This is a genomic window from Rhodococcus sp. OS5, assembly GCF_056837585.1.
In genome coordinates this window covers 1,725,970-1,751,718 of sequence record NZ_CM166368.1, presented here as the reverse complement: position 1 = coordinate 1,751,718, position 25,749 = coordinate 1,725,970, and the positions used below count along the sequence as shown (strand labels likewise).

General features: G+C 62.8%; 30 protein-coding genes. 4 read left to right on the top strand and 26 right to left on the bottom strand.

Annotated features, from left to right (window positions below):
- Positions 1-22 precede the first annotated feature (22 nt).
- The 7 genes from ACVZUB_RS08255 to ACVZUB_RS08225 all read right to left on the bottom strand — a co-directional run bounded on the left by ACVZUB_RS08255 (position 23) and on the right by ACVZUB_RS08225 (position 7,059).
- Positions 23-1,084 carry a DUF1214 domain-containing protein gene (locus ACVZUB_RS08255; protein ID WP_064113988.1) on the bottom strand — a complete coding sequence of 354 codons (1,062 nt, stop codon included), beginning with the start codon at positions 1,082-1,084 and terminating at the stop codon, positions 23-25.
- A gap of 88 nt (positions 1,085-1,172) precedes the next feature.
- On the bottom strand, positions 1,173-2,318 hold the full coding sequence (locus ACVZUB_RS08250; protein WP_075832655.1) for a sulfotransferase family protein: 1,146 nt from the start codon (positions 2,316-2,318) through the stop codon (positions 1,173-1,175).
- Between the two features lie 22 nt (positions 2,319-2,340).
- Positions 2,341-3,132, bottom strand: a complete 792-nt coding sequence (locus ACVZUB_RS08245; RefSeq protein WP_075832653.1) for an SDR family oxidoreductase — start codon at positions 3,130-3,132, stop codon at positions 2,341-2,343.
- Positions 3,126-3,485: a nuclear transport factor 2 family protein gene (locus ACVZUB_RS08240; protein ID WP_003942015.1), complete on the bottom strand. Its 360-nt coding sequence runs from the start codon at positions 3,483-3,485 to the stop codon at positions 3,126-3,128. The genes ACVZUB_RS08245 and ACVZUB_RS08240 overlap by 7 nt, the downstream gene beginning before the upstream one ends.
- Positions 3,486-3,509: 24 nt before the next feature.
- Complete coding sequence (cysN, locus tag ACVZUB_RS08235; protein WP_063314774.1) at positions 3,510-5,411, bottom strand: sulfate adenylyltransferase subunit CysN; 1,902 nt, start codon at positions 5,409-5,411, stop codon at positions 3,510-3,512.
- Positions 5,411-6,316 (bottom strand): sulfate adenylyltransferase subunit CysD, encoded by a 906-nt coding sequence (gene cysD / locus ACVZUB_RS08230; RefSeq protein WP_019744365.1) that lies wholly within the window; start codon positions 6,314-6,316, stop codon positions 5,411-5,413. The genes cysN and cysD overlap by 1 nt, the downstream gene beginning before the upstream one ends.
- Complete coding sequence (locus ACVZUB_RS08225) at positions 6,313-7,059, bottom strand: 3'(2'),5'-bisphosphate nucleotidase CysQ (protein ID WP_482628283.1); 747 nt, start codon at positions 7,057-7,059, stop codon at positions 6,313-6,315. The genes cysD and ACVZUB_RS08225 overlap by 4 nt, the downstream gene beginning before the upstream one ends.
- Positions 7,060-7,313: 254 nt before the next feature.
- Here ACVZUB_RS08225 and ACVZUB_RS08220 point away from each other — a divergent pair, with 254 nt between their 5' ends.
- Positions 7,314-7,925, top strand: a complete 612-nt coding sequence (locus tag ACVZUB_RS08220) for a TetR/AcrR family transcriptional regulator (RefSeq protein WP_003942004.1) — start codon at positions 7,314-7,316, stop codon at positions 7,923-7,925.
- 12 nt (positions 7,926-7,937) lie between these two features.
- Here ACVZUB_RS08220 and ACVZUB_RS08215 read toward each other — a convergent pair whose 3' ends face one another.
- The 12 genes from ACVZUB_RS08215 to ACVZUB_RS08160 form a co-directional block, all read right to left on the bottom strand.
- Positions 7,938-8,219: a metal-sensitive transcriptional regulator gene (locus tag ACVZUB_RS08215; protein ID WP_003942012.1), complete on the bottom strand. Its 282-nt coding sequence runs from the start codon at positions 8,217-8,219 to the stop codon at positions 7,938-7,940.
- A 31-nt stretch (positions 8,220-8,250) separates the two neighbouring features.
- Positions 8,251-8,523, bottom strand: a complete 273-nt coding sequence (locus ACVZUB_RS08210) for a hypothetical protein (protein WP_007735305.1) — start codon at positions 8,521-8,523, stop codon at positions 8,251-8,253.
- Entirely contained in the window at positions 8,516-9,031 is a 516-nt protein-coding gene (locus ACVZUB_RS08205; RefSeq protein WP_003941872.1) for a hypothetical protein, read from the bottom strand. The genes ACVZUB_RS08210 and ACVZUB_RS08205 overlap by 8 nt, the downstream gene beginning before the upstream one ends.
- Positions 9,024-9,461, bottom strand: coding sequence for a hypothetical protein (locus ACVZUB_RS08200; protein WP_003942066.1), 438 nt, complete (start codon positions 9,459-9,461; stop codon positions 9,024-9,026). The genes ACVZUB_RS08205 and ACVZUB_RS08200 overlap by 8 nt, the downstream gene beginning before the upstream one ends.
- A gap of 15 nt (positions 9,462-9,476) precedes the next feature.
- On the bottom strand, positions 9,477-9,632 hold the full coding sequence (locus tag ACVZUB_RS08195) for a hypothetical protein (RefSeq protein ID WP_003941930.1): 156 nt from the start codon (positions 9,630-9,632) through the stop codon (positions 9,477-9,479).
- 57 nt (positions 9,633-9,689) lie between these two features.
- Entirely contained in the window at positions 9,690-10,352 is a 663-nt protein-coding gene (locus ACVZUB_RS08190; RefSeq protein ID WP_003942024.1) for a hypothetical protein, read from the bottom strand.
- A gap of 49 nt (positions 10,353-10,401) precedes the next feature.
- Positions 10,402-11,376 (bottom strand): porphobilinogen synthase, encoded by a 975-nt coding sequence (gene hemB / locus ACVZUB_RS08185; protein ID WP_217018562.1) that lies wholly within the window; start codon positions 11,374-11,376, stop codon positions 10,402-10,404.
- Positions 11,377-11,451: 75 nt separating this feature from the next.
- Positions 11,452-13,014, bottom strand: a complete 1,563-nt coding sequence (locus ACVZUB_RS08180) for a bifunctional uroporphyrinogen-III C-methyltransferase/uroporphyrinogen-III synthase (RefSeq protein WP_003941969.1) — start codon at positions 13,012-13,014, stop codon at positions 11,452-11,454.
- A gap of 60 nt (positions 13,015-13,074) precedes the next feature.
- Positions 13,075-14,049 (bottom strand): hydroxymethylbilane synthase, encoded by a 975-nt coding sequence (gene hemC, locus ACVZUB_RS08175; protein ID WP_482628282.1) that lies wholly within the window; start codon positions 14,047-14,049, stop codon positions 13,075-13,077.
- Positions 14,046-15,407 (bottom strand): glutamyl-tRNA reductase, encoded by a 1,362-nt coding sequence (locus tag ACVZUB_RS08170; protein WP_003941867.1) that lies wholly within the window; start codon positions 15,405-15,407, stop codon positions 14,046-14,048. The genes hemC and ACVZUB_RS08170 overlap by 4 nt, the downstream gene beginning before the upstream one ends.
- Positions 15,404-16,291, bottom strand: coding sequence for a redox-sensing transcriptional repressor Rex (locus tag ACVZUB_RS08165; RefSeq protein WP_007735314.1), 888 nt, complete (start codon positions 16,289-16,291; stop codon positions 15,404-15,406). The genes ACVZUB_RS08170 and ACVZUB_RS08165 overlap by 4 nt, the downstream gene beginning before the upstream one ends.
- Positions 16,292-16,431: 140 nt before the next feature.
- Positions 16,432-16,692 (bottom strand): glutaredoxin family protein, encoded by a 261-nt coding sequence (locus tag ACVZUB_RS08160; protein ID WP_003941953.1) that lies wholly within the window; start codon positions 16,690-16,692, stop codon positions 16,432-16,434.
- Between the two features lie 200 nt (positions 16,693-16,892).
- Here ACVZUB_RS08160 and ACVZUB_RS08155 point away from each other — a divergent pair, with 200 nt between their 5' ends.
- Positions 16,893-17,888 carry an HAD family hydrolase gene (locus ACVZUB_RS08155; RefSeq protein ID WP_003941873.1) on the top strand — a complete coding sequence of 332 codons (996 nt, stop codon included), beginning with the start codon at positions 16,893-16,895 and terminating at the stop codon, positions 17,886-17,888.
- Between the two features lie 39 nt (positions 17,889-17,927).
- On the opposite strand, the gene ACVZUB_RS08150 is transcribed toward ACVZUB_RS08155, so the two are convergent.
- The 7 genes from ACVZUB_RS08150 to ACVZUB_RS08120 form a co-directional block, all read right to left on the bottom strand.
- Positions 17,928-18,965, bottom strand: coding sequence for a lysophospholipid acyltransferase family protein (locus ACVZUB_RS08150; protein ID WP_007735315.1), 1,038 nt, complete (start codon positions 18,963-18,965; stop codon positions 17,928-17,930).
- Positions 18,962-20,095, bottom strand: a complete 1,134-nt coding sequence (locus ACVZUB_RS08145) for an NAD-dependent epimerase/dehydratase family protein (RefSeq protein ID WP_007735316.1) — start codon at positions 20,093-20,095, stop codon at positions 18,962-18,964. Before ACVZUB_RS08145 ends, ACVZUB_RS08150 begins: the two co-directional genes overlap by 4 nt.
- 217 nt (positions 20,096-20,312) lie before the next feature.
- The gene (locus tag ACVZUB_RS08140) at positions 20,313-20,414 is read right to left on the bottom strand and encodes a 30S ribosomal protein bS22 (RefSeq protein ID WP_003402602.1); all 102 of its coding nucleotides are present in this window, start codon (positions 20,412-20,414) and stop codon (positions 20,313-20,315) included.
- Positions 20,415-20,658: 244 nt separating this feature from the next.
- Positions 20,659-20,895: a helix-turn-helix domain-containing protein gene (locus ACVZUB_RS08135; protein WP_003941845.1), complete on the bottom strand. Its 237-nt coding sequence runs from the start codon at positions 20,893-20,895 to the stop codon at positions 20,659-20,661.
- Between the two features lie 126 nt (positions 20,896-21,021).
- Positions 21,022-21,837: a pyrroline-5-carboxylate reductase gene (gene proC, locus ACVZUB_RS08130; RefSeq protein WP_003941923.1), complete on the bottom strand. Its 816-nt coding sequence runs from the start codon at positions 21,835-21,837 to the stop codon at positions 21,022-21,024.
- 34 nt (positions 21,838-21,871) lie between these two features.
- Positions 21,872-22,717, bottom strand: coding sequence for a thioesterase family protein (locus ACVZUB_RS08125; protein ID WP_042923249.1), 846 nt, complete (start codon positions 22,715-22,717; stop codon positions 21,872-21,874).
- Positions 22,714-23,352, bottom strand: a complete 639-nt coding sequence (locus tag ACVZUB_RS08120; protein ID WP_042453006.1) for a MerR family transcriptional regulator — start codon at positions 23,350-23,352, stop codon at positions 22,714-22,716. The genes ACVZUB_RS08125 and ACVZUB_RS08120 overlap by 4 nt, the downstream gene beginning before the upstream one ends.
- A gap of 150 nt (positions 23,353-23,502) precedes the next feature.
- On the opposite strand from ACVZUB_RS08120, the gene ACVZUB_RS08115 reads away from it, so the two are divergent.
- Both ACVZUB_RS08115 and ACVZUB_RS08110 read left to right on the top strand, forming a co-directional pair.
- The gene (locus ACVZUB_RS08115; RefSeq protein WP_003942051.1) at positions 23,503-24,126 is read left to right on the top strand and encodes a TetR/AcrR family transcriptional regulator; all 624 of its coding nucleotides are present in this window, start codon (positions 23,503-23,505) and stop codon (positions 24,124-24,126) included.
- Between the two features lie 155 nt (positions 24,127-24,281).
- Positions 24,282-25,748 (top strand): wax ester/triacylglycerol synthase domain-containing protein, encoded by a 1,467-nt coding sequence (locus ACVZUB_RS08110; RefSeq protein WP_058038153.1) that lies wholly within the window; start codon positions 24,282-24,284, stop codon positions 25,746-25,748.
- The last annotated feature ends 1 nt before the right edge of the window (position 25,749 follow it).

Below are 25,749 nucleotides of genomic sequence, written 5' to 3'. Positions count from 1 at the left end.
GTTCCCAATCTCCGTCAGCGTGTCAGATCTTGACTACCTTCGACGTCGGGATCGGGTGCGAGTCCGCCTTGATCCAGCGCAGCGCCCATGTCCCCTCGGCATGCGAATCGGTGTCGATCCAGTTGCCATAACCCGGATCCTTCGCCGCCACGACGATTGTCATGGTGCCGTCGTCGTTGAGCTTCGCGGTGTGATTGTTGATGTAGATGTTCGTGCGGTTGTAGTCGAGGGACTCGACCCAGAAGTTCTGCAGCACGAAGTTGAAGTACTCGCAGTTCGGAACCTCGGTCTCGATGACCCACGCCTCGTCCTCGGCGAGCTTCCAGTAACCGTGGAAGTAGAAGATCGTCGGATCGCCGCCGGCATCCTGGAAGTAGTCCTGTCCCCAGTCGAAGATCTCGTTGGTGTGCGGCTGGAATTTGCGCGACCATTCCAGGAAGGTCTCCGCCATCCCCTTCACGATCCCGACGGACTTGGTGAGGCGCTCGCCGATCTCTTCCGGAGTCAACGGGACGAACTCCCCGTCCGGGTTCAGGCATTCGATGGTCAGATCACCGATGACCTCGTTGCGCCGATCCCGGTGAGTTTGCCGAACGGAGATGAGGTTGCTGTCGGGCGCCAAAGGCAGCCAAGCGCCCTCATCGGGCTTGTCGACGCTCGCGATGAACTCGAAACGGCCGTTCTCGTCGACCTCGAGGTCGTGGATATGCAGATCGCCGGTCTGCAGCATGGTGCCGTCGATGTGGTACCGATTTACGCGCGAGCCGAAGGTGATCAGCGGGACGGTGCCTCGGGTGCCGATGATCCGGTAGTTGTACTTACCGGAAATGTTGGCGCGCATGTAGACGTTGTCCGGGTTGTCGGCACCGATCTTCGTCATCATGTTCGGGTTCGGAGCCGACGAGAACTGCGGCCACCGTGGATCGGTGTACTCGACACAGTTGATCGTGCCGTACCGAAGCAACCGACTCAGGTAGCGGACGCCCTCGGCTTGAGTCAGCGGATCCTGAGGGACGATCTCGTCTTCCAGGACCTTTCCAACCTCGAGCAGATCTGCGCAGAACTTTTCCCAAACAGCATTCATGTGAATCTCCTTGTTTCGGTTGGGGCTTCGCCCTGTGCGCCTTTTTGGTAGTCGGCACTACCAAAAAGGCGCACAGGGCCGGAGGGCTTCAGGGTGTGGTGGCGAACTTCGCTTCGACGTCGGCAGCGCTCACGCCGAAATCCTCGAGCGAATAGCGATGCGACGGACGACGGTGCTCGGCAAGGCTGGCCTGATGCGACGCCTCCACCGCGGCGCGGGCGTCGTCTGTGAAGGGCAGGGCGAACTGTGCATAGATCTTCTCGACGGTGCCGACCGCATCGGCGATGAAGTCCTTGTAGTCGACGTCGATGAACTGATCGGGGTTGTAACGGCTACGGGCATTGTTGAAGTTCGCATTCCCTCGCGCCCACAACTCCAGTTGCGTGCGCCCGATGGCCGGACGATCGAAGGCCCTCGACATGTCGTGTCCGCCCTGCTCTACGAGGCTGAAGGTGGACGCCATCGATGTCAACGGGTCCCGGAAGGTCCGAACGAACAGTGCATCCGGATAGACCGACATGATCTCGTCGATCGCGAAGACATGGCTCGGGCTTTTGAGCACCCACCGTCTGTCCTGGTCGTGCAGCCCGATCAACTGCAGGTTCTTCTTGTGCCGCGCATATGTTTCGGTCCAGTCCTGCTCCGCCAGCCACCGGGTGTAACTCGGCACGTACGCCACCGTCTCGAACGCGGTCGAGAGCATCGTCTGCTGCAGCAGCCGCCAGCATTCCTCGACCTCCTCCGCCCCCATGAAATGAACCTTCATCAGGTCTGCCTCGTTACGCTGGCGAGCACGGTAGAAGGCGTCGGAGCGAACGTAATCTTCGTTCTCCGACCACGTGTCGCGCTCGGGGCGCGGCTGCGGCGTCTCGGCGAGCCACATCTCGGCGCCCTGATGCGCTGGGTCGGCACCGAGCAAGCGGTGCAGCGCGGTGCTGCCGGTGCGGGTCAACCCGACCACGAAGATCGGGCGTTCGATCGGAACATCTACGTGCTCTGGATATTTCGCGAATCCGGCCTCACTGGTCAGGCGACCCGCGAGCGCTCCGACGATCATCTTGCGAGCGATCACCTTGCCGTGAGGAGTGAGGTCGGCCTCGTTCTGGAACGACTCGAGGAGAACTCGAAGTCCTTCGAGATAGCCTTCGCTGCCGAAGTTTTCGTACCCGGCCGCCTCGCGCGCAGCCTGGTGCAGGTGATCGATGGAACCGATGCCGTCGTAATCCTGTGTCATGGCTAGTCCTTGTATGAGTTGATCAGTGGTGCGTGTGACCGCAGTTGACGTCGAGACATTGCCCTGTGATGGCCCTGGCTGAATCGGACAGGAGGAAGACGACAGCGTTTGCGATGTCATCTGGCTCCGGCAATCGGCGCAGATCGGCGCCCGCTGCGATCTCGTCGTAGATCACCTTGGGGTCGACTCCTGCCTCCGCCGCCTTCTTCTCGAACATGTTCTTGACCGAGTCCGCCCAGATATAGCCGGGAGCAACCGAATTGACTCGAACGCCCTTGGGACCGAGATCGATCGACAAACTGCGTGCCATTGCCAGGAGCCCGGATTTCATGATGCGGTAGGCCCCGAACCCGGGAAGCTGGTTGCGCAACACCATGGACGTGACCATCACGACGGACCCGTGCGACTCGATCAATGCCGGAGCAAATTCTCTGGTGACGTTCAACGCCGCGAGCAAGTTGATGTCGATGCCCGACTGGATGGACGCCACGTCGGCGTCCAGGAGCGGGACCTGCGCGGGTTGAACAAATGCGTTGTTCACCAAGCAATGCACCGCACCGAACTCAGCGACAGTTGTCTCCGCCAACGAAGCGATCGAATCGACGTCGGTGAGGTTCGTCGGGACGGCCAACGCGATTCCGCCGCGGTCTCGAATCTCCGTTGCCACCGATTCCAAGCGCTCGGGTGTGCGGGCAGCCAGAACAACCTTCGCTCCGGCCGCCGCGCTCTGCAGCGCAATCGAACGACCGAGCGCCGGGCCCACTCCCGAGACGACGACAACCTTGCCTGCCAGCAGGCCCTGATGGGTCAGCACAGCGCCTGCGGATCGAGAACAACACTCAGGGAGATGATCTTGCCGTTCTCGTCGAACTCGAACACATCGGTGGCAGCGAAGTCAGGGATACCGGCGCGCTGCACCCGAAGCTGCATGGCTGCGTACTTTCCCGTCACCGAAATCGGACCGAGCAGGCTGACTGTGAAATCGACCTGCGCGTTCGCGGTATCGAATTCGCGAATCTCGTCGATTCCGCGGTAGGTCTGGACCCCCAGCGGTTCGTGTTGAACTGCGTCGGGCGCAAACAGCGCAACCAGTCCGTCGACGTCGTGACTTCCGAGACACTTGACGTAATCTTCTACGGCAGAAACTATTTCAGCCCTGTCAGGCATGGATGCTCCTCGTGTTCAGGCGGATCAAGAAATGGTTCCGCGGGCGCGGAGATGGTCGACGATCGCGATCGCAGCGTCCTCGGTCGTCGTGACACTGGTGTCGATGTGAATGTCAGGGTTCTGCGGCGGTTCGTACGGCGAATCGATTCCGGTGAAGTTCACCAACTCGCCCCGTCGAGCCTTCTTGTACAGACCCTTGGGATCTCGCTCCTCTGCGACGGCAAGAGCGGTGTCGACGAAGATTTCGACGAACTGTCCGTCGCCGATCAATTCACGGGCGGCATGACGCTCGGCCTCGAACGGTGAAATGAAGGACGCGAGCACGATCAGACCGGCGTCCGCCATCAGTCGGGTGACCTCGGTGACGCGACGGATGTTCTCGACGCGGTCGGCTTCGGTGAATCCGAGGTCTCGATTCAGCCCGTGACGGACGTTGTCTCCGTCGAGGAGGTAGGTGTGCGCGCCGAGTGCGTGCAGTTGACGCTCGACATCGTTCGCGATGGTCGACTTTCCCGAACCGGAGAGACCGGTGAACCACAGAACTGCGGGTTGGTGTCCCTTGAGCCTGGTGTGCGCGGCCTCGTCGACGTCGACGGATTGCCAGTGAATGTTGTCCGATCGACGCAGCGAGTGCGTGATCATGCCCGCACCGACAGTGCCGTTGGTAAGGCGGTCGATGAGGATGAAGCTACCGGTGTCACGGTTACCGACGTACGGGTCGAACGGGACCGGTCGATCGAAACTGAGGTTGCACACACCGATTTCGTTGAGCGCGAGAGTAGTCGTTGCGGTCTTCTCGAGAGTGTTGACGTTGATCTTGTGTTTCGGTTTGGTGATGCGCGCAGTGACTGTGACGGTACCGATCTGGCACAGGAACGGCCGTTCGGGCAGCATGGGAGCCTCACCCATCCAGACGATGCAGGCCTCGAACTGATCGGCTACGGCCGGCGGATTGTCGCCGATGGACAGCACATCACCGCGACTGATGTCGATCTCGTCGGCGAGCGTGATGGTGACCGAGCGGCCCGCACCGGCAACGTCGAGGTCGCCACCCATGGTCACGATGCGCTCGACTGTGGACGTCTTTCCACTGGGGAGCACGCGGATGGGATCTCCGGGAGATACGGTGCCTGAAACGATCTGGCCGGAGAATCCGCGGAAGTCGAGGTCCGGCCGGTTGACCCACTGCACCGGCATCCGGAACGGAGCCGCGGCGGCAGCATCGTCGATGTCCACGCTTTCGAGATGCTCGATCAGGCTTGGTCCGGAATACCACGGGGTATTCGCACTGCGCTCGGTGAGATTGTCACCCATGTATGCCGACATCGGGATGGCGACGAACCCGTCCAGACCGATCTCGTGAGCGAACTCTGCGTAATCCGCGGTAATGGCATCGAAGACCTCTTGCGAGTAGTCGACGAGGTCGAGCTTGTTCACGGCAAGCACCACGTGCTTGATCCCCAGCAACGACACCAGATACGAGTGCCGGCGGGTCTGAGTCAGTATCCCCTTGCGGGAATCGACAAGGATCACAGCAAGATCGGCGGTCGACGCGCCCGTCACCATGTTTCGGGTGTACTGCTCGTGCCCCGGAGTATCGGCGACGACGAACTTGCGTCGCTCGGTCGTGAAGTAGCGATAGGCGACGTCGATCGTGATGCCCTGCTCACGTTCGGCAGCGAGACCGTCGACCAGGAGCGCGAAATCGAGCCCCTCCCCCTGGGTTCCGCTCTTGCGCGAATCGGCTTCGAGCGCCGTCAACTGGTCGTCGAAGACGAGTTTCGATTCGTAGAGCAGACGGCCGATCAAGGTGCTCTTGCCGTCGTCGACGCTGCCGCACGTGATGAATCGCAGCATGCTCTTGTTTGCATGACGTTCGAGGTACGCCTCGATGTCGTCAGCGATCAGATCCGAGGAAACAGTCATCAGAAGTACCCCTCTTGCTTCTTCTTTTCCATCGACGCGCTGGAGTCGTGGTCGATGACCCGTCCCTGGCGTTCGGAAGTGGTGGTGAGCAACATTTCCGAGATGATCTCGGTCAGGCTCGTTGCGGTCGATTCGACGGCTCCGGTCAGCGGGTAGCAGCCGAGGGTGCGGAAACGAACGCTCTTGAGTTCCGGGGTCTCTCCCGGCAGTAACGGCATCCGGTCGTCGTCGACCATGATCAGCGCACCGTCCCGCTCGACGACGGGCCGCTTGTCGGCAAAATACAGCGGAACGATCGGAATCTCCTCCTGGCGTATGTATTCCCACACATCCAGCTCGGTCCAGTTCGAGAGAGGGAAGACGCGCAGGCTCTCGCCCGGCGCTTTGCGGACGTTGTACATCCGCCACAGTTCCGGTCGCTGCTGCTTGGGATCCCAACGGTGCGCAGCTGATCGGATCGAGAAGATGCGTTCCTTGGCGCGGGATTTTTCTTCGTCACGGCGGGCGCCGCCGAATGCAGCGTCGAACTTGTAGTGATCGAGGGCTTGTTTGAGGCCTTCGGTTTTCCACATGTCGGTATGGACAGCGCTGCCGTGAGTGAACGGGTTGATCCCCTGCTTCACGCAGTCCGGGTTGGTGTGGACGATCAGATCGAGATCGCCTGCAGCAGCGGTACTGTCACGAAGTTTGTACATTTCACGGAACTTCCACGTGGTATCGACGTGCAGAAGCGGAAACGGCAGCTTCGACGGATAGAAGGCCTTGCGCGCCAGATGCAGCATCACGGCGGAGTCCTTGCCCACCGAGTACAACATCACCGGGTTCTCGCTCTGGGCAACAGCTTCACGCATGATGTGAATGCTCTCGGCTTCGAGTCGTTCGAGGTGCGTCAGTGTCGCGGTCATCGGCCCAGTTCCTCCAGTGCTTTCGGGGCGAGTTCGGGTCGGCAGATCAGCAGATCCGGCAACCACGGGTTTTCCTGGTTGTAGCGCAGTTCGCTGCCATCGATACGCGAAACATGCAGTCCCGCAGCACGTGCGACAGCAACGGGCGCCGCCGAATCCCACTCGTACTGTCCGCCCGCATGTGCATAGATGTCTGCCTCACCCGAGACGACCGCCATTGCTTTGGCTCCGGCGGATCCCAATTCGATCAACTCCGCGCCCATCGAGTCGGCCATGCGCATGACCGGTTCCGGACGACGCGTCCGCGATACGACGACTCGAACCGGCGTCGCGGCATCCCGTTCGGTTCGATCATCGCTGCTCGAATAGGTGACGCCAAGGGCAGGCATTGCGACCGCACCTGTTGTGAGGACACCGTTTTCAGTCAGTGCAACATGAACGGCCCAGTCCGATCGTCCGGCCTCGCCGTACTCACGGGTGCCGTCGAGAGGGTCGACGATCCACACCCGATCCGCAGCCAGCCTCGCGAGGTCGTCAGCCCCTTCCTCCGACAGCACTGCATCCGCAGGAAAGCGTCGGGCAAGTTCGGCGACGATGAATTCGTGACTGAGCCGATCGGCCGCGTTCTTGAAAGTCGCGACATCACTCTCGTTTTCGCCGAGGGATTTCCGATGGTCGAGCAGAAGTTCTCCAGCCGCAGCGGCGATGTCGATCGCCGCGCGTTCGTCGTTAGTGCGTGTCATAGGTACTCCACAACTGTGTAGACCTCCCGATCGATACGGGAAGAAAGGTCAGGCCGACCGCAGAGTGTCCAGCACTTTGCACTGGCCTCGATGTGGTCTGCGCCATACCGTAACACCAGAATGAACGATGTTCATTCTATTTCGAACAATGTTCATTCTATGATCTGAGTCACATCGAATTCTGGGCGGCGTTCGACAACGAACAGTGTTCGATGTGAATTGAGGATGCCGACCACCGCGACTACGGTGATCAAATGAGCAGTACCAGCAGCAAGTCGATCTACGGCGACGCCGAAGTGCGTCGACGCCGAACTCTCGACGCGGCGATCTCGCTTCTGGACGAAGGAGGCTACTCCGCGCTCACGATCCGCGCTGTCGCCAAACGAGCCGGCACCAGCACTGGCCTGATCTACCAGTACTTCGTCGACAAGCAGGACATCTTCGCCGCCCTCCTCAGCGAAAGTCAGCTGGAAATGGCGGACTTCGTGAACTCGCTCCCCCGCGAGCAGGGACTGAGCGCCTTACTCGAGTCCATGATTTCCGAGTTTGCTCGGCACTGGGCACGGGTGGGTCGACTCACCACCACTTGGCGCGACATCGAAGGCATGGCCGGGTCCGACCGAGAAAGCATGCGGGAACTTCACGCATCCGTAGCGGTCTACAACTCGGCATTGATTCGAGCGCTCACCGAATCTGCTGCAGCCGAAGGGAGCAGATTGATCGACGACCCCGCGTTGATCCATCTCGTGCTCTCCGGACTCAAAGGCCTGTCGGACACCATCGTCATCAACATCGCCAAAGAAGTCACACCCGAGTACTTCGTGAGCTTCTCCGCCCGGGCGCTCGCGCGGTCCATCACGGAGTGACGGACCGACACCTTACGAACGAACGAGGCGAGCGATGGCCGCCTGAGCTTCCTTGATCTTGACGTCCGCTTCCGGACCACCCTGCTTGGCAGCTTCGACGACGCAACCCGCAAGGTGGGCGTCGAGAAGCTTCAGGGACACGGACTGCAACGCGCTCGTCGCGGCGGATACCTGGGTGAGCACGTCGATGCAGTACCGGTCGTCTGCGACCATGCGTGAAATTCCGGCTACCTGACCTTCGATACGACGAAGGCGCTTGAGCAGATCGTCCTGCTCGGGGCTGTAACTACTCATACCGCAACTATACCCCCTACCCGTATGAGGGCTACTGCGATGCGACGAAGCCCACCCGGACGCGGCGCACGACATCGATGGCCATCAGCCCCGCAACCAGAATCGACAACCCGGCGCCCGAGATCCAGAGACCGTCGTAGTGCGTGCTCTCGAACGGTGGAGCGCCCTCCAGTATCGGTCCGAAGTCGGACGTCGTCGTACCCGCTCGCCAGCACACGACCGCCAGAATCGTTGCGGCGACGATACCGAGTACACCGATCCACGTCTTCACGTCGACACGCGGGGATGGCTGTGGCTCAGTCATCGGCAGACCCGTCCGGTTCGACACCAACCACAACGACCTGACTCAACGCCTCGCGCAGTGCCTGATCGTCCTTTGCCCACGCCCGCACCAATCCCCCGGTGGTCAAACGTAAGCCGATACCGTGCCGACGCCTGGGCACTCCGGACAGCTCACCGAGCGCGCGTGCCGTTTCCCACGGTTCCATTTCGTCCTCGTAGGCAGCGTCGTCGGACTCCGGGAACACCTCGGCGATCTCGGTGATCGGCACCTCTTCGGTTCCCTGACGCAACGTGGTCGCGGTCAGAAGTACGCTCGCGTGCCGCCGTGCTGCGATCACCTGCACGTAGACCAATCCGGTGAGGATCACGGCGAACATCGCCAGACCGAACCAATGCACCACCGGGCCGGTGAACAGTTCGATGACCAAGGCGATCAGGCAGAAGATCGGACCGAACGCGATGGCCCACCACCGAGAACCCGGTTCGTAGTACAGAACGTCCGGGCCGATTTCCGGCGCGCGATCAGCCACGGGCAAACCAACTTCGGGTGGTGTCGCGGTAGATCGCGACGCAGGCACAGATCAGCATGACGGGAACAACCAGCGCGAGCACGGTACTGATCCCGGCGACGACCAGCGCGATCTGCAGCACCGCGAACACTCCGGACACGATCACCAGGATCCGTCGGCACAACGCCCTTCCGGCGCGAGTGGGACCGGCGAGGCCGCCGATCGCGAGGCCGGTCAACAGCAGAACCAGCCCTGACACCCGCACGAAGGTGACGTAGATGTCGATGTTTCCGGCCGAAACGCCTTGATCGGTGAACTGCTCACGCAACGAATACGAAGCGCTGGTGACATTGATCAGGCCGAAGAGTATGAGCAGGAACGCGCTGGCGATCCACAGCCAGAATGCTGCCTCGACAGCCGTCGGGCGCCTGACCTTCGTAGAGATACTCACGGGTTCAAGTGTGCGCTATCCGCTGACGATGCCCGGAATCATGAGCATCAGGAGTGTCACCAGAACAGAGGCTCCGAGGATCGCGAACAAGATCACTTCGGTGCGTGAACCACGTTGGCGCAGTGGCGCGTCGTGGGTGCTTTCCGTACGCAGGGCTTCCTGAGAACTCATCGCGTCCGACCTCTCCCCTACTACTTCAGTGACCCGTTTCACAGTACCCCGAGCTACCTACCGGTTCCCCGCCGGGGGGAAACGAAGAAAGTACGGATTGGACTCTTTTCGGTGCATCATCACGATCGCCCCGACAGCAGCAACTGCCTGCAGGATTTCCGCTCCGCCGAACAGCAGAGTGGCCGCGCCGCCGTCTCCGCCGAGCCCGAAGATCACCGGGATCGCGGAGACCAGCATGAAGACGCCACAGAACGTCAGCAACATTCGAGCCCAGTTCTTGCCGCGACTCATCGCGCGCACGAACAGAAGGAACACGGCGGTGACGATCACGACCAAAACCGCAGAGAATACGATGACCAGTGGGAACATGCCCTCCACGTCGGAACGCGTCAGACCGGCGTCGACAGCTGCCTGATTTCTGAGCATCTCGTCGACGAACATCGACTTCTGCCCGAGCAGCATCCAGATCATCGCGCCGCCCTGGACCAACCCCAGCGCCGTCACAGCCCACCACAACTGAATCGCAGTCACGACGTCCGTCGGCGGCTCGGGTTTCGGCGCAGGTCCCGGGTATCCGTTGTAACCGGGGCCGTATCCCGGGATCTGACCCGTCGGCATCGGTCCGAGTTCGCGGTACGGCTGATTCTCGAACGGCTGGTTCTCGTAGGGAGGTTCCCGGCGGGGCGGTTCCTGGCGCGACGGCGGCCACTGCTCGGTCATGACACCAGCGTATCGGTCGATACCGGCGCAGCCACCATGCGTGACTCCGTCACAGCCATCCGGCAACTTCCGACGCCCAGTACGTGAGGACCACGTCGGCACCGGCGCGGCGAATGCTGATGAGCGATTCGAGAATCGCCGCGTCCCGATCGATCCACCCGTTCTGCGCGGCCGCGGTGATCATCGAGTACTCCCCCGAGATCTGGTACGCAGCGACCGGAACCGGGGACCGGTCGGCGGTCTCACGCAGAATGTCCAGGTAGGACATTGCAGGCTTGACCATCACCATGTCGGCGCCCTCGGCGACGTCGAGGTCTACCTCGCGCATCGACTCGCGGCGATTGGCGCTGTCCTGCTGATACGTACGACGGTCGCCTTGCAGTGAGGATCCGACGGCTTCACGGAACGGCCCGTAGAACGCTGACGCATATTTCGCGGCATAGGCGAGCTGACCGACATCGACATACCCCGAAGCATCGAGTGCACCGCGGATCGCAGCCACCTGACCGTCCATCATGCCGCTGGGACCGAGCAGGTGCGCACCCGATTCAGCTTGTGCGAGAGCCATTTCGACGTATCGGATCAAGGTCGCGTCGTTGTCGACAGCGCCGCCGGCAGTCAACACGCCGCAATGGCCGTGATCGGTGAACTCGTCGAGGCAGGTATCGGCCATGATGACCGTCGAATCGCCGAGTTCGTCTGCCAGAGCGCGCAATCCGACGTTGAGGATTCCGTCGGGATCGGAGGCACCGGACCCCTGGGGATCCTTGTCCTCCGCCTTCGGGACACCGAACAGCATCAGGCCACCGACGCCGGCTTCCACCGCTTCCACCGCTGCGGACCGCAGCGAATCGAGAGTGTGCTGGAAAACGCCTGGCATGGAACTGATCTCACGCGGTGCGTCGATGCCGTCGGCGACGAACATCGGCAAAACGAGGTGCCGGGGTTCGAGCGAGGTCTCTGCCACGAGTCGCCGGAGCGCAGGAGTGCGCCGGAGCCGGCGAGGGCGATGAGTGGGAAACACGAGAAGTAGCCCTCCTTCGTCGGAACCTGTGAGTGGTTGAGGAGTCCACAGACTCCTCAACCGCTCACGGGTGCGCTAGCGCCTTCGAGACTTCTTGCGCGGGGGCGGCAAAGCACCTTCGGCGCGCAGACGAGCAGCATGCTCGGCGAGAGCCTCCACCAGCGGTCCCACCTGCGAGGTCTCGGGCTGCACGTCGACGCGCAGACCGAACTCGATAGCGGTTTCGGCCGTCTTCGGGCCGATGCACGCGACCAACGTGCGGGCGTGCGGCTTGCCGGCGATGCCGACGAGGTTGCGCACGGTCGAGGACGAGGTGAAGCAGACGGCGTCGAATCCACCGGTCTTGATCATCTCGCGGGTCTCGGCCGGCGGCGGCGCTGCCCGGACGGTGCGGTAGGCGGTGACGTCGTCGATCTCCCAACCGCGTTCGCGCAGGCCCTCTGCGAGGGTTTCGGTCGCAATGTCCGCCCGCGGCAACAGAACCCGGTTGACCGGATCGAAAACGTCGTCGTACGGGGCGAATTCGGCCAACAGGCCTTCGCTGGACTGCTCACCGGTCGGGATCAGCTCGGGGTTGATGCCGAACGAGCGCACCTTGGCTGCGGTTGCTTCACCGATGCAGGCGATCTTCACACCGGAGAAGGCGCGAGCGTCGAGGCCGAACTCTTCGAACTTCTCCCACACTGCGCGAACAGCATTGGTGGAAGTGAAGACGACCCACTGGTAGCGACCGTCGACGAGTCCCTTGACCGAACGCTCCATCTGAGCCGGGCTGCGAGGCGGCTCGACGGCGATGGTCGGAACCTCGATCGGGATCGCTCCGTGAGTGACCAGACGGTCGCTCATCTCGCCGGCCTGATCCTTGGTGCGCGGCACGAGGACGGTCCAGCCGTACAGAGCGCGCGATTCCCACCACGACATCTTGTTGCGCTGCGCGACAACCTTGCCGACGGTGACGATGAGCGAGCCCACCAGTTCGGATCCGGCTTCGTTGAGCGTCGCGAGAGTTGCCTCGACGGTTCGCTGCTGACGAGTGGTACCGCGGACGGTGATCGCAGCAGGCGTCTGCGGGGCCAAGCCGTTCTCGACCAGCGCGCTGGCGGTCTCGGCGAGATGTCCGGACGTCGCGTGCAGGACAAGCGGTCCCGGTGCAGCGGCCAGAGCAGCCCAGTCGACTTCACCGCGAACGTCGGCCTCGGTGTGACCCGAGCCGAGCGCCATGCCGGCGTAGCTCGGCACAGCCGAACCGGAAGGCAGACCCGGGAGAACCTCGAACTGAACCTGCGTACGGGCGACTGCGGTGACCTCTGCGATCACGGAATCCGTGGTCAGCGGGTCGCCGGAGACCAGACGCACGACGTCGTGGCCGTTCTTGGCCTCGTGCACCAATGTCTTTGCAACCTCGGCAGGCTCGCCGAGTGCCGGACGCACGTCCGCGATCAGCTCGCCGGTCTCCTCGTCGCGGCCCATGTCGATGCCGACGAGTGCGACGACGCCCTTGTCGACATCCGGATCGGTGAATGCCATTGCGGCGCCGGTGAGGACGTCACGTGCGCGAACGGTGAGCAGGGCGGGGTCGCCCGGTCCCGATCCCACGAACAGGATCCGTCCGGGAGTGTTCTTTCGGACTCGGGTCATCGGTGATTCTCCAGTGCGCTGTATCGAAATGGGAACTTGGTGCAAGTGCAAAGTGGGGCGTCAAACATCGGCTGCCTCGCCTGTAGTCACGTTCATCAACTCTCGGGCGCCGAGTTCGAGTAACTCGCGCGCTACCGCTCGGCCGAGTTCCTCGGCCTTGTCCGGCGCACCCACGGCGCCGGTACGGATGACGTCCGAACCGTCGATGGCGGCTGCGCAGCCGCGTACCGACAGTTCGTCGAAGATTCTGCCGCCGTCGTCGAGGGATTCGACGATCTCCGCGATCGCTCCCACCGGAGCGGTGCAGCCGGCTTCCAACTCGGCGAGCAGGGCGCGCTCGGCCGTAACTGCCGCCCGGGTACCCGCGTCGTCGTGCTCGGCGAGGATCGCCGCCAATTCCGCATTGGCAGAAAGGCATTCGACGGCCAGAGCACCCTGCGCCGGAGCGGGGAGCATCTGCACGGGCTCGATGTTCTCGGTGATGAGATCGAGCAGACCGATACGAGACAGGCCGGCGCGAGCGAGGATCACGGCGTCGAGTTCACCGGATTCGACCTTGCCGAGACGGCGCTGCAGGTTGCCCCGCAACGGCACGATGTCGAGGCCGAGACCGAGTGCCTTCAGCTGCGAAACACGGCGCGGCGCCGAGGTTCCCACCTTGGAACCGGCCGGAAGCTCCCCGAGGACCAGACCGTCACGGGCGACCAGCGCGTCACGCGGATCTTCGCGTGGCGGAATCGCCGCGATGACGAAACGCGGGTCCTGCGCGGTCGGTAAGTCCTTGTAGGAATGCACCGCAACGTCGACGCGGTTGTCCAGCAAGGCTTCTCGAAGCTCTGCCGTGAACACTCCGACGCCGATCTTCTGGACGGGATCGGTGGACTGGTCGCCCTTGGTCTTGATGATGACCAACTCGGCGGGATGTCCGGCCGCAATGAGGGCATCGCGCACGGTACCGGCTTGCGTGGTCGCGAGAAGACTTCCGCGAGTGCCGATCCGCAGCGGGCTCCCCGATCGAGGGGTGGTGACGCTCATGCCTGCAGGTCCCTTCCAGTGCGGTCGCCGTCCACCAGATCGGTGGGTGTGGCCACGGCCGCGGGAGATCCGGGGCTGAGTTCGAAGAGTTCGCGCAGCGCTGCTGCGTAGGAGTCGCCGCCGGGGGCCGACGCGAGTTGCTTGACGCGCACGGTCGGGGCGTGGAGCAGCTTGTCCACGACGCGTCGCACGGTGCGTGCAACCTCGTCGCGCTGCGGATCGTCCAGGCCGGGCAGACGCGAATCGAGTCGCATCAGTTCGGCTTCGACGACGTCGGCGGCGCGCTGACGCAAAGCCGTCACGGTCGGAGTGACCTCGGCGAGGCGCTGTCCCGCGAGGTACGTCGCAAGCTCGCCGGCGACGATGGTGCGTGCGGCATCTGCGTCGGAGGCGGCTGCGCCCGCCGCTGGATCACGCTGCAGCGTCTCCATGTCGAGAACGGTCACACCCGGCAGGCCGGCGACGGCGGGATCGATGTCGCGCGGCAGCCCGAGGTCGCAGATGACGAGGTGCTTGGTGTTGTCGCGATCGGGCTCGGCGAGTGCGCGGTGCACATCCGCCAGGGTGACCACTGCCCCGACCGCGCCGGTACAGGTGACCATGACATCTGCCTGCGCCATCGCGGCCGAAAGCTGATCGAAGGCAACACCGTCGGCGTCGACGCCGTTGGAGCGTGCCGTCTCTGCCAGGTGCTCGGCGCGTTCCTGTGTCCGGTTGACGACGACGATGCGTGCGATTCCGGCGCGGGTGAGATGCGCAACCGACAGACCCCCCATCGAGCCTGCACCGACAACCACGGCAGTGCGGCCGACCAGGCCACCCTCACCGATGATGCCCGCTGCACGATCGAGAGCCACGGACACGACTGATGCTCCGGCGGAGTCGATTCCGGTTTCGGAATGCACTCGCTTGCCGACGCGCAGTGCCTGCTGAGCCAGTTCGTGGACTACGCGTCCGGCGGCCTGCTGCGCATCCGAAGATGCGTAGGCCGAACGGATCTGGCCGAGGATCTGCTGTTCGCCGATCACCATGGAATCGAGGCCGCTGGCCACCGCGAAGAGGTGCTCGACGGCTGCTTCGCTGTAGCGGACGTACGCGTGAGCGTGCAGCGCTGTCAGGTCGAGACCCGAATGGTCGGCCAGGATTTCACCGACCTCGGTGAGTGCACCGTGGAACGCGTCCACCACCGCGTAGACCTCCACCCGGTTACACGTGGAGACGATCATCGCTTCGGAGATGTGCGAAGACGCCAGAAGCTTGTCGATCAGCTTCGGACGATCGGTGTCGGTGACAGCTACTCGCTCGAGCACCGGGACGGGCGCGGTTCGATGCGAGACCCCGACAAGCAGAACACTCACGGCGCGATCACTGATCCGTTTCTTGTCGAACCTGCTCCGACCGGAGCGGGTGAACTGGTGGATGGGACTGACGAAGCGGATGCGGCGTGAGCCACTCGTACTCGCGGCGCGCTGGATGCCTGATCGGCATTGCGCGCACTGTTGAAGGAGAGAACCTGCATCTCGACGGCTAGATCTACACGTCGCAGTTCCACGTGATCGGGAACGTCGAGGGCGATCGGCGAAAAACTCATGATGCAGCGCAGCCCGGCGCTGACGAACTGGTCGCACACGCCCTGAGCTGCCTCGTCCGGTGTGGAGATGACGCCGATGGTCGCATTCAGTTCACGGCAGGCGACGGTCAGTTCCTCGGTACTGCGCACGACGAGATCCCCGACTCTGCTTCCGATTCGATCTGCATCACTGTCGAAGAGTCCGACCATCTCGAAACCGCGGCGGCTGAATCCGCCGTAGCCGACCAGCGCCTTGCCGAGGTTTCCGACTCCGACGAGAACGACCTTGTGCCCACGATCGAGTCCGAGTGCACGCTCGATGCGGATGCGGAGCCTGTTGACGTCGTACCCGACGCCGCGGACACCGTTGGGTCCGAGGAACGACAGATCCTTACGCAACTTCGCTGATCCGACACCTGACGCCTGCGCGAGTTCCTCGCTCGAGACGATGGAGGTACCCCGGTCGGACATCACTCCGAGGACCCGCAGGTATGCGGCCAAGCGCGTCACCGTAGCCTGGGGGATGACGCGATCCTGAGCGATCGGGTCGGTAACCGAGGCGCTGGAAGCGTCGGTGACGGAAGAGCCCGCAGCGCCGGTGACGCGCTGAGCCACAGGCTCATGCGTCTGGTGCGGTTCGGTCACGTCGCTGGCTCCTCGTCCGGTCGACACGACTGTCGACCTCCACGATGCTCCGGGGGAATGTTCACACCACGGTAACCGCTTGTGAACCCATGCACAAAGTTGCTCGAGACGGGTTCGATGTGCCGTTCACCTGCAAAGCGGCTCCGCGGACAACTTTGAGGGTTGCCTTACTTGCGTAAATCGTCACGAAGGCGCTCCTCGTCGACTTCCCAGTAACCGTGCTCGCGTCCGTCGAGAAGAATGACGGGCAATCTGTCTCCGTACTCCGCTCTCAGCTCTGGATCCGTCGCGGCAGCTTCGTCCACGTCGATGCACGTCAATTCCAGCTCGAACTCGGAACAGACCCGTCGCAGGACCTCCGCCGCGCCGACGCAGGACGCGCATCCTGCGCGTGTCAACAGGGTCACTTCATGCGTAGCTGCAGTCATCGACGCATACCTTTCTTCTACGGGGACGCCATCTACTTGATCGGTCGAGTGTGCCTCCGGAGCCCCACTCGGTGCCAAATCGGCGGAGAGGAACGTCACACACCACAGGGAAGGTCACCATCCAACCCATCGGGCCTCATCGCGGAGGATAGGCTGACTCGAAGAGTTCTCTGCTCGAGAATGCAACACGGGAGGTGCGGGTGCCTGCGCGATCACTACCGAACGGCTCCGGATTCGGATCAGGGCTTGCCGGGGTCATTCTCCCCGGACGTCGCCATGTGAAGAATCCGCTGGGCCCGAGTGAGTCGGAAGTTCGAGCCAATCTCGCCGGCGAGGCGAGCGCTGACGCAGCTCTGGCATTGCACGAAGCTGCCAACCCCACAGAACCGGAAACCGGCGAAGAGCCCCCGGCCGTTCCGCGCGACCTCACGGCCGCCGCATTCTTCGACGTCGACAACACCATGGTGCAGGGTGCGTCGATCATCCACTTCGCCCGTGGTCTCGCTGCACGAAAGTATCTCAAGACCTCGGATCTGGTGGATTTCGCGTGGAAGCAGATCAAGTTCCGAGTCACCGGCCGAGAAAGTAGCGACGACGTCGCCGAAGGCCGCGAGAAAGCACTGTCCTTCGTGGCCGGTCGATCCACCGCCGAACTCGCCCGCCTCGGCGAGGAGATCTACGACGAGGTCATCGCCGACAAGATCTGGCCAGGCACGAGGGCGTTGGCCCAGATGCACCTCGACGCCGGACAACAGGTGTGGTTGGTGACGGCAACTCCGGTCGAACTGGCTCAGGTCATCGCCGAGAAACTGGGATTGACCGGCGCCTTGGGCACTGTCGCCGAGAGTGAGGACGGCGTCTTCACCGGCCGACTCGTCGGCGACATCCTGCACGGCATGGGCAAGGCGCACGCCGTACGGACGTTGGCGGTGCGTGAAGGACTCAATCTCAAGCGCTGTTCCGCCTACTCCGACAGCCACAACGACGTTCCGATGCTCTCGTTGGTGGGGACACCGGTGGCGATCAATCCCGACGCAGATCTTCGTGAACTCGCGAAGAACCGCGGGTGGGAAGTTCGCGATTTCCGCACCGGACGAAAGGCCGCCAAGATCGGCGTACCGACGGCGCTGGTGCTCGGAGCGGTCGGCGGGGCGCTCGCGGCAATTCTCGCCAGGCGCAAAGAACAGAACGTCTGAGCGGGTTCGGTCCGGATCGAGCAGCGATCCGGACCGAACTCAGCCGAGAAAGACGTTGCGACGCTTGGCCAACAGTCGATACAGCGTCTGCTGAATGGTTTCCCGGACGTGGTCCGTGACCTCGAACAGGACCATCGGATCGTCGGCGGCACCGCTCTCGAAGGTGTCGGTGACGATGGGCTTTCCGAACTCGATGTACCACTTCGACGGCAACGGAACCAGGCCGAGCGGCCCGAAGTGTGGAAACAGCGGTGTCACCGGGAAATACGGAAGACCGAGAACGCGTGCGAGTGTGGTGAGATCACCGATTTTGGGATAGATCTCCTCCGAACCCACGATCGAGCACGGAATGATCGGAACACCGGTTCGCATTGCGGCCGACACGAAGCCACCGCGCCCGAACCGCTGCAACTTGTACCGCTCACTGAACGGTTTCCCGATGCCCTTGAATCCTTCCGGGAACACGGCCGCGACTTCACCGTCGTTGAGCAGACGCTCGGCGTCGGGGTTGCAGGCCAACGTATGACCGGCTTTGCGCGCCAGTCCACCCACCACTGGCATCTCGAATGCCATGTCCGCAGCCAACATTCGCAGTGGACGATGCGCTGGATGGTGATCGTGCACGGCAACCGACGTCATCAGTCCGTCGATCGGGATCACACCGGCGTGGTTGGCGACCACAAGCGCTCCCCCGGTGAGGGGAATGTTCTCGATCCCACTGACCTCGACGCGAAACCACTTCTCGAACAACGGGCGCAACATCGGCATGACGACGTTGTCCGCGAAATGCGGGTCGAACCCGAACTCGTCGACCTCGTAGTCGCCGGACACCCGACGTCGGAGGAATTCTGCTGCCGAGGCGATCTGGTCGACGATCGCCGACCTGGCCGAATCGACGAACGTGCTCTCACCGCCGTGGTCGGCCGCCGAGGACACTCCGGACGGATGCCGACGTTCACTTTGTTCACGGATGTCACGCTCCGCACCGGTGACGGACTCACGCGAACGGGAAGTTGCCGACTTTCCGGTGTGAGTTGCGCTGGGCCGCAGGGGAATTACCTTCGCCACGTCAGTCACCCCTTCACCGCACTTCGTCCCGACAGCGGCATGTGCATCACGTCTGCACTTGTTGCCGCCGCGGCGGTGTCACCGCCGAGGATGGTGGTCAACGCATTCTCCGCCCGATCGATCCACTCGGACTTGATGATCCGGCGCGTCTGCATCGCACGCATGAAATCGTCGAGTGCTTGCATGGTGGTCCATCGCGGCTCGAACCCCAGCTCGCTGCGCATGCGAGTGGTGTCGAGTCCGCAGCCGAACCGGAAGTACTCGAGTTGCTCGTCGGTGTACAGCCTCATGGACGACCCCACCAACGCGCTCCCGACGCTGCGGAACAGAGCGAGCGGCATGGGAACTTCCACCCTGCCTGCCCGGCGGATCGCCTGCGACATCATGACCACTCCGTCGCCGGCGATGTTGTACGTACCCGAAGCGTGTCCGATGGTCGCCTTCTCCAGCGCCGCGAGGGCATCCTCGACGTGGAGCAATTGCAGGCGCGCGTTGCGCCCGACGATGGTGGGCACGAGTGGGGCGGTGACGTAGTGCCCGACGGTTGCAGTCAGCTGAGGTCCGATCAACGGCGCCAACCGCAGAATCCCGACCGAGATGTCCGGGCGCCGACGCCCCATTCCGCGGAGGTATCCCTCGATCTCGAGGCTGTCGCGGGCATATCCGCCCGGCGGCCGGCGGCGCGCACTCATTTCTTCGGTGAACTGAGCGGGATCCTTGGCACTGCACCCGTAGACGACCGAAGCCGAGCGCAGGATCACCTTGCGAACCGTCGGCGCTTTCTGGCAGACCGCGAACAGTTGCATGGCGCCGATGACGTTCATGTCCTTCATCGCGGCGCGGCTGCCGGCTTTGGGGGCTTTCTGAAGCGTCGACGCGTGCACGACGGTGTCGACCTCGGCGTTTCGGATCACTTTGCCGATCAGCGGATTGCGGATGTCTGCTCGCACGAATTCCGCGCGGCCCATTCTGCGCATCATGTCCTTGCTCGGACTGACGGCGTCGACGGCGATGACACGCTCGATCGACGGATTCTGCGCAAGCCTGGTCACCAGGTAGCCGCCGAGAAATCTGCTCGCCCCGGTCACCAGTACGACGCGAGGCGTCGTGCCCCCTGAAGTGTTGTCACCTTCAACCACCAAGTACCCCCATATCCAGTAGAAACGCGCTCTGCCGAAGCGTCCCTCCCGCGATTTTCCCCCACTTTACGGGCAGAGGGGGTCCCGCGCTGACTACCCAAATTTCGGCCATTCAAGACAAACCGCCCAGCCAATGAGACGTGGCACACATCGCTTCCCCCCGAATATGCTGATGCCCGCCACCCCGGAAGGGGTGGCGGGCATCAACAGGTACTGCTTATTTACCGAGTTTCCTGCGCTGTACTCGGGTACGACGAAGCAGCTTGCGGTGCTTCTTCTTCGACATGCGCTTGCGACGCTTCTTGATCACTGAACCCATAGCGGGTGTCCCTCACGTTCTTCTCTAGCGTTCCTGCGCACGCCGGTCACGTACGCCTGCGCCAAGCAATTGGCGCCTGGCCCTCGTTTTAACTAGCTCAGCGCCTTACGACACCAGCTTGCTGGTACGACAGTGACTCATCGTACCGGTGTGGAGTCACTCGGCATAAACCGAGCCTCCGGCACAGCAACCGCTGTGCCCGCGACTCGGCTCACGCCGAGGTCATCCTCTTCGAACCGGCTGGTCAGCCGGCATCGAAGTACGAGGTTTCGAGGTAATCGTGTACTGCCTTCGCATGTACACGGAACGAACGGCCCACTCGTACAGCAGGCAATTCGCCACTGTGTACCAACCGGTACACAGTCATTTTCGACACCCTCATCAAAGTTGCTACCTCAGCAACAGTGAGGAATTGCGTGCCGGCCACTGCCGGCTTTCCGTCGTGGGACGAACCCATGGACGGCTTGTTTGCAGACACCATTAATCCACATACCTCCAGCACGACTCGCGCCGCCGGCTTCCCCTCCGGCGGAACAGACACGTACGTACTAAGTCGAGCTTAGCTGTACTGGTGGGGTTAAAGCGACGGGTGTGGCTAAACGGACGACTAATCCGCAGCTGCACCCATCGCGGCCGAGCGCGACTTGGCGGCATCCAAGGCATCGAAGAACGCCGTCCGCAGGCCGCCCGCTTCGAGCTGACGCAGTGCCGCAGCCGTCGTTCCGCCCGGTGACGTCACCGCGGCGCGAAGATCCGTCGCGCTGTCGCCGGTGCGATCGAGCATCGCTGCGGAACCGACCATCGTCTGCACCACCAATTCGGTAGCGACCGGGCGCGTCAGGCCGAGACCGACTCCCGCGTCGATCATCGCTTCGGCGACCAGAAAGAAGTAGGCCGGGCCGGAACCGGAGACAGCCGTGACCGCGTCGATCTGCGATTCGGGAACCGTGACCACCTTGCCGACGCTGCCGAGGATGCCGCGTACGAGCTCGAGATGCTCGGCCTTGACGTGCCGTCCGGGCGAGAGCACGCTCACGCCCTCCCCGACCAACATGGGGGTGTTCGGCATGACGCGGATGACCGGGAACCCTGCGGGCAGACGCGTTTCGAAGAATCCCGTGGGGATTCCCGCCGCAAGGGAAACGATCAATTGTTCGAGGTCGCCGTCCAGATCGACCTTCGTCAACGCCGTGAGCGCTGACTCGACGTCGTTCGGCTTCACCGCGATGACGATGACGTCCGCACCCTCGGCGGCATCGGCGACCGTGCTGACGCGGATGGAGTATTCGGCGATCAATTCGTCTGCGCGAGGCTGATATTGCTCGGCGACGACCAGATCCTTGATGGCGTGGCCGGCCTGCAACAGCCCGGAGATCAGCGCCTCGCCGATCTTGCCGCCACCGATAATCGCAATTCTTGTCATGGCGAACAGCCTGCCACGACCGCAGCGATCGACCCTAGCGGGGCATCATCGCCAATTGACGACTCTGGACGACGACTGCGCCCGTCGAATCGAGAACAGCATGATCCTCTTCGAACCACGTGCTGCCCAGAACATCCGAGCTCGCCCGCACGCGAAGCCATCCCGGCGTCGGCAGTCGGCGCAGGTACGTCGTCAACTGCACGGTCGGCGCCCACCCGAACAGGCCGCGGTTCATCGTCACCGGCGCGCTGATGTCACCCGCCATGATCGCGAACAGCACAGCGGTGTCGAGGTCGTTTTCGTCCTCGGGTCGAGGACGGACCCACATCCTGACCTCGGCCTCGCCTTGGCTGCCAGTCAGGAAGTGCGCCGAGGTGGTGTCGATTCGCATGTCGCAACCCTGACCGACATGCACGACCTGCGCCATCGGGTGATCGCCGATGACTGCCACCGCACTCTCCGGCGGTTCCGGTGACATGTCGTCGATCGACGAGGCCGTGACGAAGGTGGGGTCGCCGTCATCGGGGAATCCGAGCGTGACCGCCGCGCGAACAGCGCTGCGGCCCGCCTGGCTCAACTCGACGTCGAACAACGCGACCTGGCGTCCCTGCTTTCGGACGATCACCTCCAGTTCGACTTCACCCGGATCTGGGGCCGACAGATAGTTGGCGCTCACCGCGAGTGGCTGCATCTTCAGAAGCGAGTCGTTCTCACCTGCGCCGTCTCGCAGACATCGACGCGCGGCAGCGGCGCACACAGCCATCATGGAGCCGCCGTGCACTTTCGGCCCGATGGTCCAGATCGAATCGATCGTTGCGGTGTATCGCCCGTCGCCGAGCGAGGTGAGGCGATTGAGATCTTGAAAGGGACTGGTGCTCATCGATTTTCCTGTTCGGTGCTTTCTCGGTGTTGCGGGAAATGTCGTGCGGCCAAATCTTGGTGCGCCAGGCGTCGCAAAGCTGTCAGGACGGGTTCGTACATGGCGGTTCCGAGGACCGCATAGCGAATGCCGTCCTCGGTCGAACTGGTAGGCATCAGCTCGATTTCCACTTCGGCAATCCCTCGGATGTGGTCGCCGTAGGCGCGCAGGCGCTCGTCCGAGAGACTCAGTCCTGCATCCTCGAGGCCGATCAGTGCCCGCTCGAGGTGCGCGACCGCCACGTACCTCGGCTCGAAAACCTGACCGAGAAACTCCAGAACCTTGCGAGCTCTGGGGAACTCTGGATCCGGTTCAGGTTCGACGTACGGGGGTAGTTGCGCGATTGCGCGGCCGAAAGTCTCGAATTCGGATCGCTCGTCAGTGTCCACCAGTTCGAGCACCGCGCGAATCCGTGGAATCGCGAGTCCCGCCCCGGCCAGGGCCCTGATCAACGCGAGTCGCCGGACGTGCTGTTCGCCGTACCTCGCTCCCGTTGCGCTGGTCGGCTCACCAGGCATCAGCAGACCTTCACGGAGGTAGTACTTGATAGTGGCCAGTGCAACGCCGGACTGTGCGGCCAGTTCGGAAACCTTCACCGCTCCTCCGTCCAACTCGCTCGACCCTTTACTGGATAGTGATGCTATCCAATGGTGGCCGAGCATCGGTAAGGAGGACACGCCTTGCGCTAGGGTTGAACCTTCTTTAGTCACACCACCAGAAATTTCCGAACGGAGCGAACAGGCGGAATGACGGATTTGCAGTCGGAGGCTCAGCCCGACGAACAGTGGCGCATCGTGGAACCACTGACGCTGACTCCCCTGCTCACCGCCGCACTCGAGGTGTTCCACGAACTCGGTTACCACGGAGCGTCGGTTCGTGACATCGCAAAACGTGCCGGTGTCACCGTGCCGACGCTGTATTACCACCACGGCAACAAACAGGGCATCCTCGTCGCGCTGATGGAACCGGGCATCGAGAACGTCACCGCACGCGCGAGCGCTGCGGTCGACGCTGCCGGACCGTCGCCGACGGCACAGTTCGGCAATCTCGTCGAGGCGTGTGTTCTGCACATGACCAGTCGCTCCGACATAGCCTTCCTCGATTCCGAACTGCGATACCTCGAGGACGCGGAACGAAAGAGCTACGCCGCCAAGCGAAAGAAGCTCGAGAACCTACTCGTCGACGTACTGACGGCAGGCGTCGAGAGCGGTGAGTTCACGGTCCCGGACATCACCGGAACGGGCCGTGCGCTACTGGGAATGTGTCAGTCCGTCGTCCTCTGGTATCGACTCGACGGACCGCAGACTCCGCGCGAAGTCAGTGTTCTCTACCGCGAGATAGCCCTGAAAGCCGTCGGCGTCACTTCTTGAGCACTGAACTTCCCGGCATGTCCGATTAGCCCTTAACTGACGAACGTCACACCTGTCGGCTGACACCGAAACCGGGACGCGCCCACGGTCGCGGGTCCACACTTAGAAGCAGAGATGCGCGGGGTGGATCCGCAGACCGAGGGAGTTCTTGACGTATGGCCAACAGCAATCCATTTGTTCCTCCTAGCGCGGTCGACGTCGACCTTTCCGCGGTCGCCTGGGGGGCGAACCGCACGATGTCCGACTTCGAGACTGGAATGTGGCGGATGGAAGAGGCGCAGCCGCAACTGCGCTCACCGATCGTTGCGGTGGAGGTTCTCGATCGTGCCCCGGACTGGGATCGACTTCTCGACGCAGTGGAGTGGGCATCGCACGTGGTTCCGCGTATTCGTATGCGAGCAGTGGAACCGGCAATGCAGCTGGGCAACCCGGTGTGGTCCGTCGATCCCGAGTTCGACATCGGCTACCACCTACGACGCGTCCGCTTACCTGCACCGGCGGACTTCGATCACGCACTGCGCATGTGTCGTCACCTTGCGACGGAACCTTTCGACAAGGCTCGACCGCCGTGGAGCGCGCTGCTCATCGAAGGTCTCGACGACGGTCGCGCCGTGTTCGTGGTCAAGACTCACCACTCCATCACCGACGGCATGGGCGGCATCCAGATGATGACGCTCCTGCACAGCAGACGCCCGGACCCCACTCCGAACAAGCCCGACCGCACACCGCCTGCTCCTGAGCATCTGTCGTCGGTGGGCGCCTTCGGCGAGGAGGTCGTCAGCGAGATCCGGCGTGCGCCCTCGCGTATCGCCAAGCTGGTCCGTGGTGCCACCAATGTTGCGACCACGGCGATCTCGAGTCCGATCACGACTGCTTCCGAGGTCCTCGGTTACGCCAATTCACTCCGCAAGATCGTCACTCCCCCAGCTCGTTCCGGTTCCCCTCTGCTCCACGATCGTGGTCTCGGACGATGGTTCGGAACTCTCGAGGTGGGTGTCCCCGAGCTCAAGGCCGGGGCGAAAGCTGCCGGTGGCTCACTCAACGATGCGTACGTCGCTGCCTTGCTCGGCGGCTTCCGTCGCTACCACGAAGCCTTCGGACAGTCCGTCGACAGCATTCCGATGGGTATGCCGATCAGCATGCGTACGGGCGCAGACGCCAACGGCGGCAACAGGTTTGCAGCCGTTCGCTTCAACGGCCCGGTCTCCGAAACCGATCCGGCCAAACGCATCAGGCAGGTGCGAGAGATCGTTCTGAGTCTGCGTGAGGAACCGGCGTTGGACGCTATCGACGTCGCCGCCCCGATCCTCGCCCGCCTGCCGAATTATCTACTCGCGAACTGGTATCTGTCACAGTCGACGGGTCTGGACCTGCAGGCCAGCAACGTCGCCGGCGTACCGGTACCGGTCTATCTCGCCGGAGCGAAGATCGAGCGGATGTTCCCGTTCGGCCCGGCGCCCGGTTGCGCGGCAATGGCGACACTGGTCTCCCACGTCGGGGTGTGCTGTATCGGAATCAATCTCGACACCGCTGCGATCACAAAACCCGCGCTGCTGATGCAGTGCTTGCAGGAGAGCCTGGACGAGATCGTCGCTCTCGGAGTCACAACGGAAGGTGCGTGAG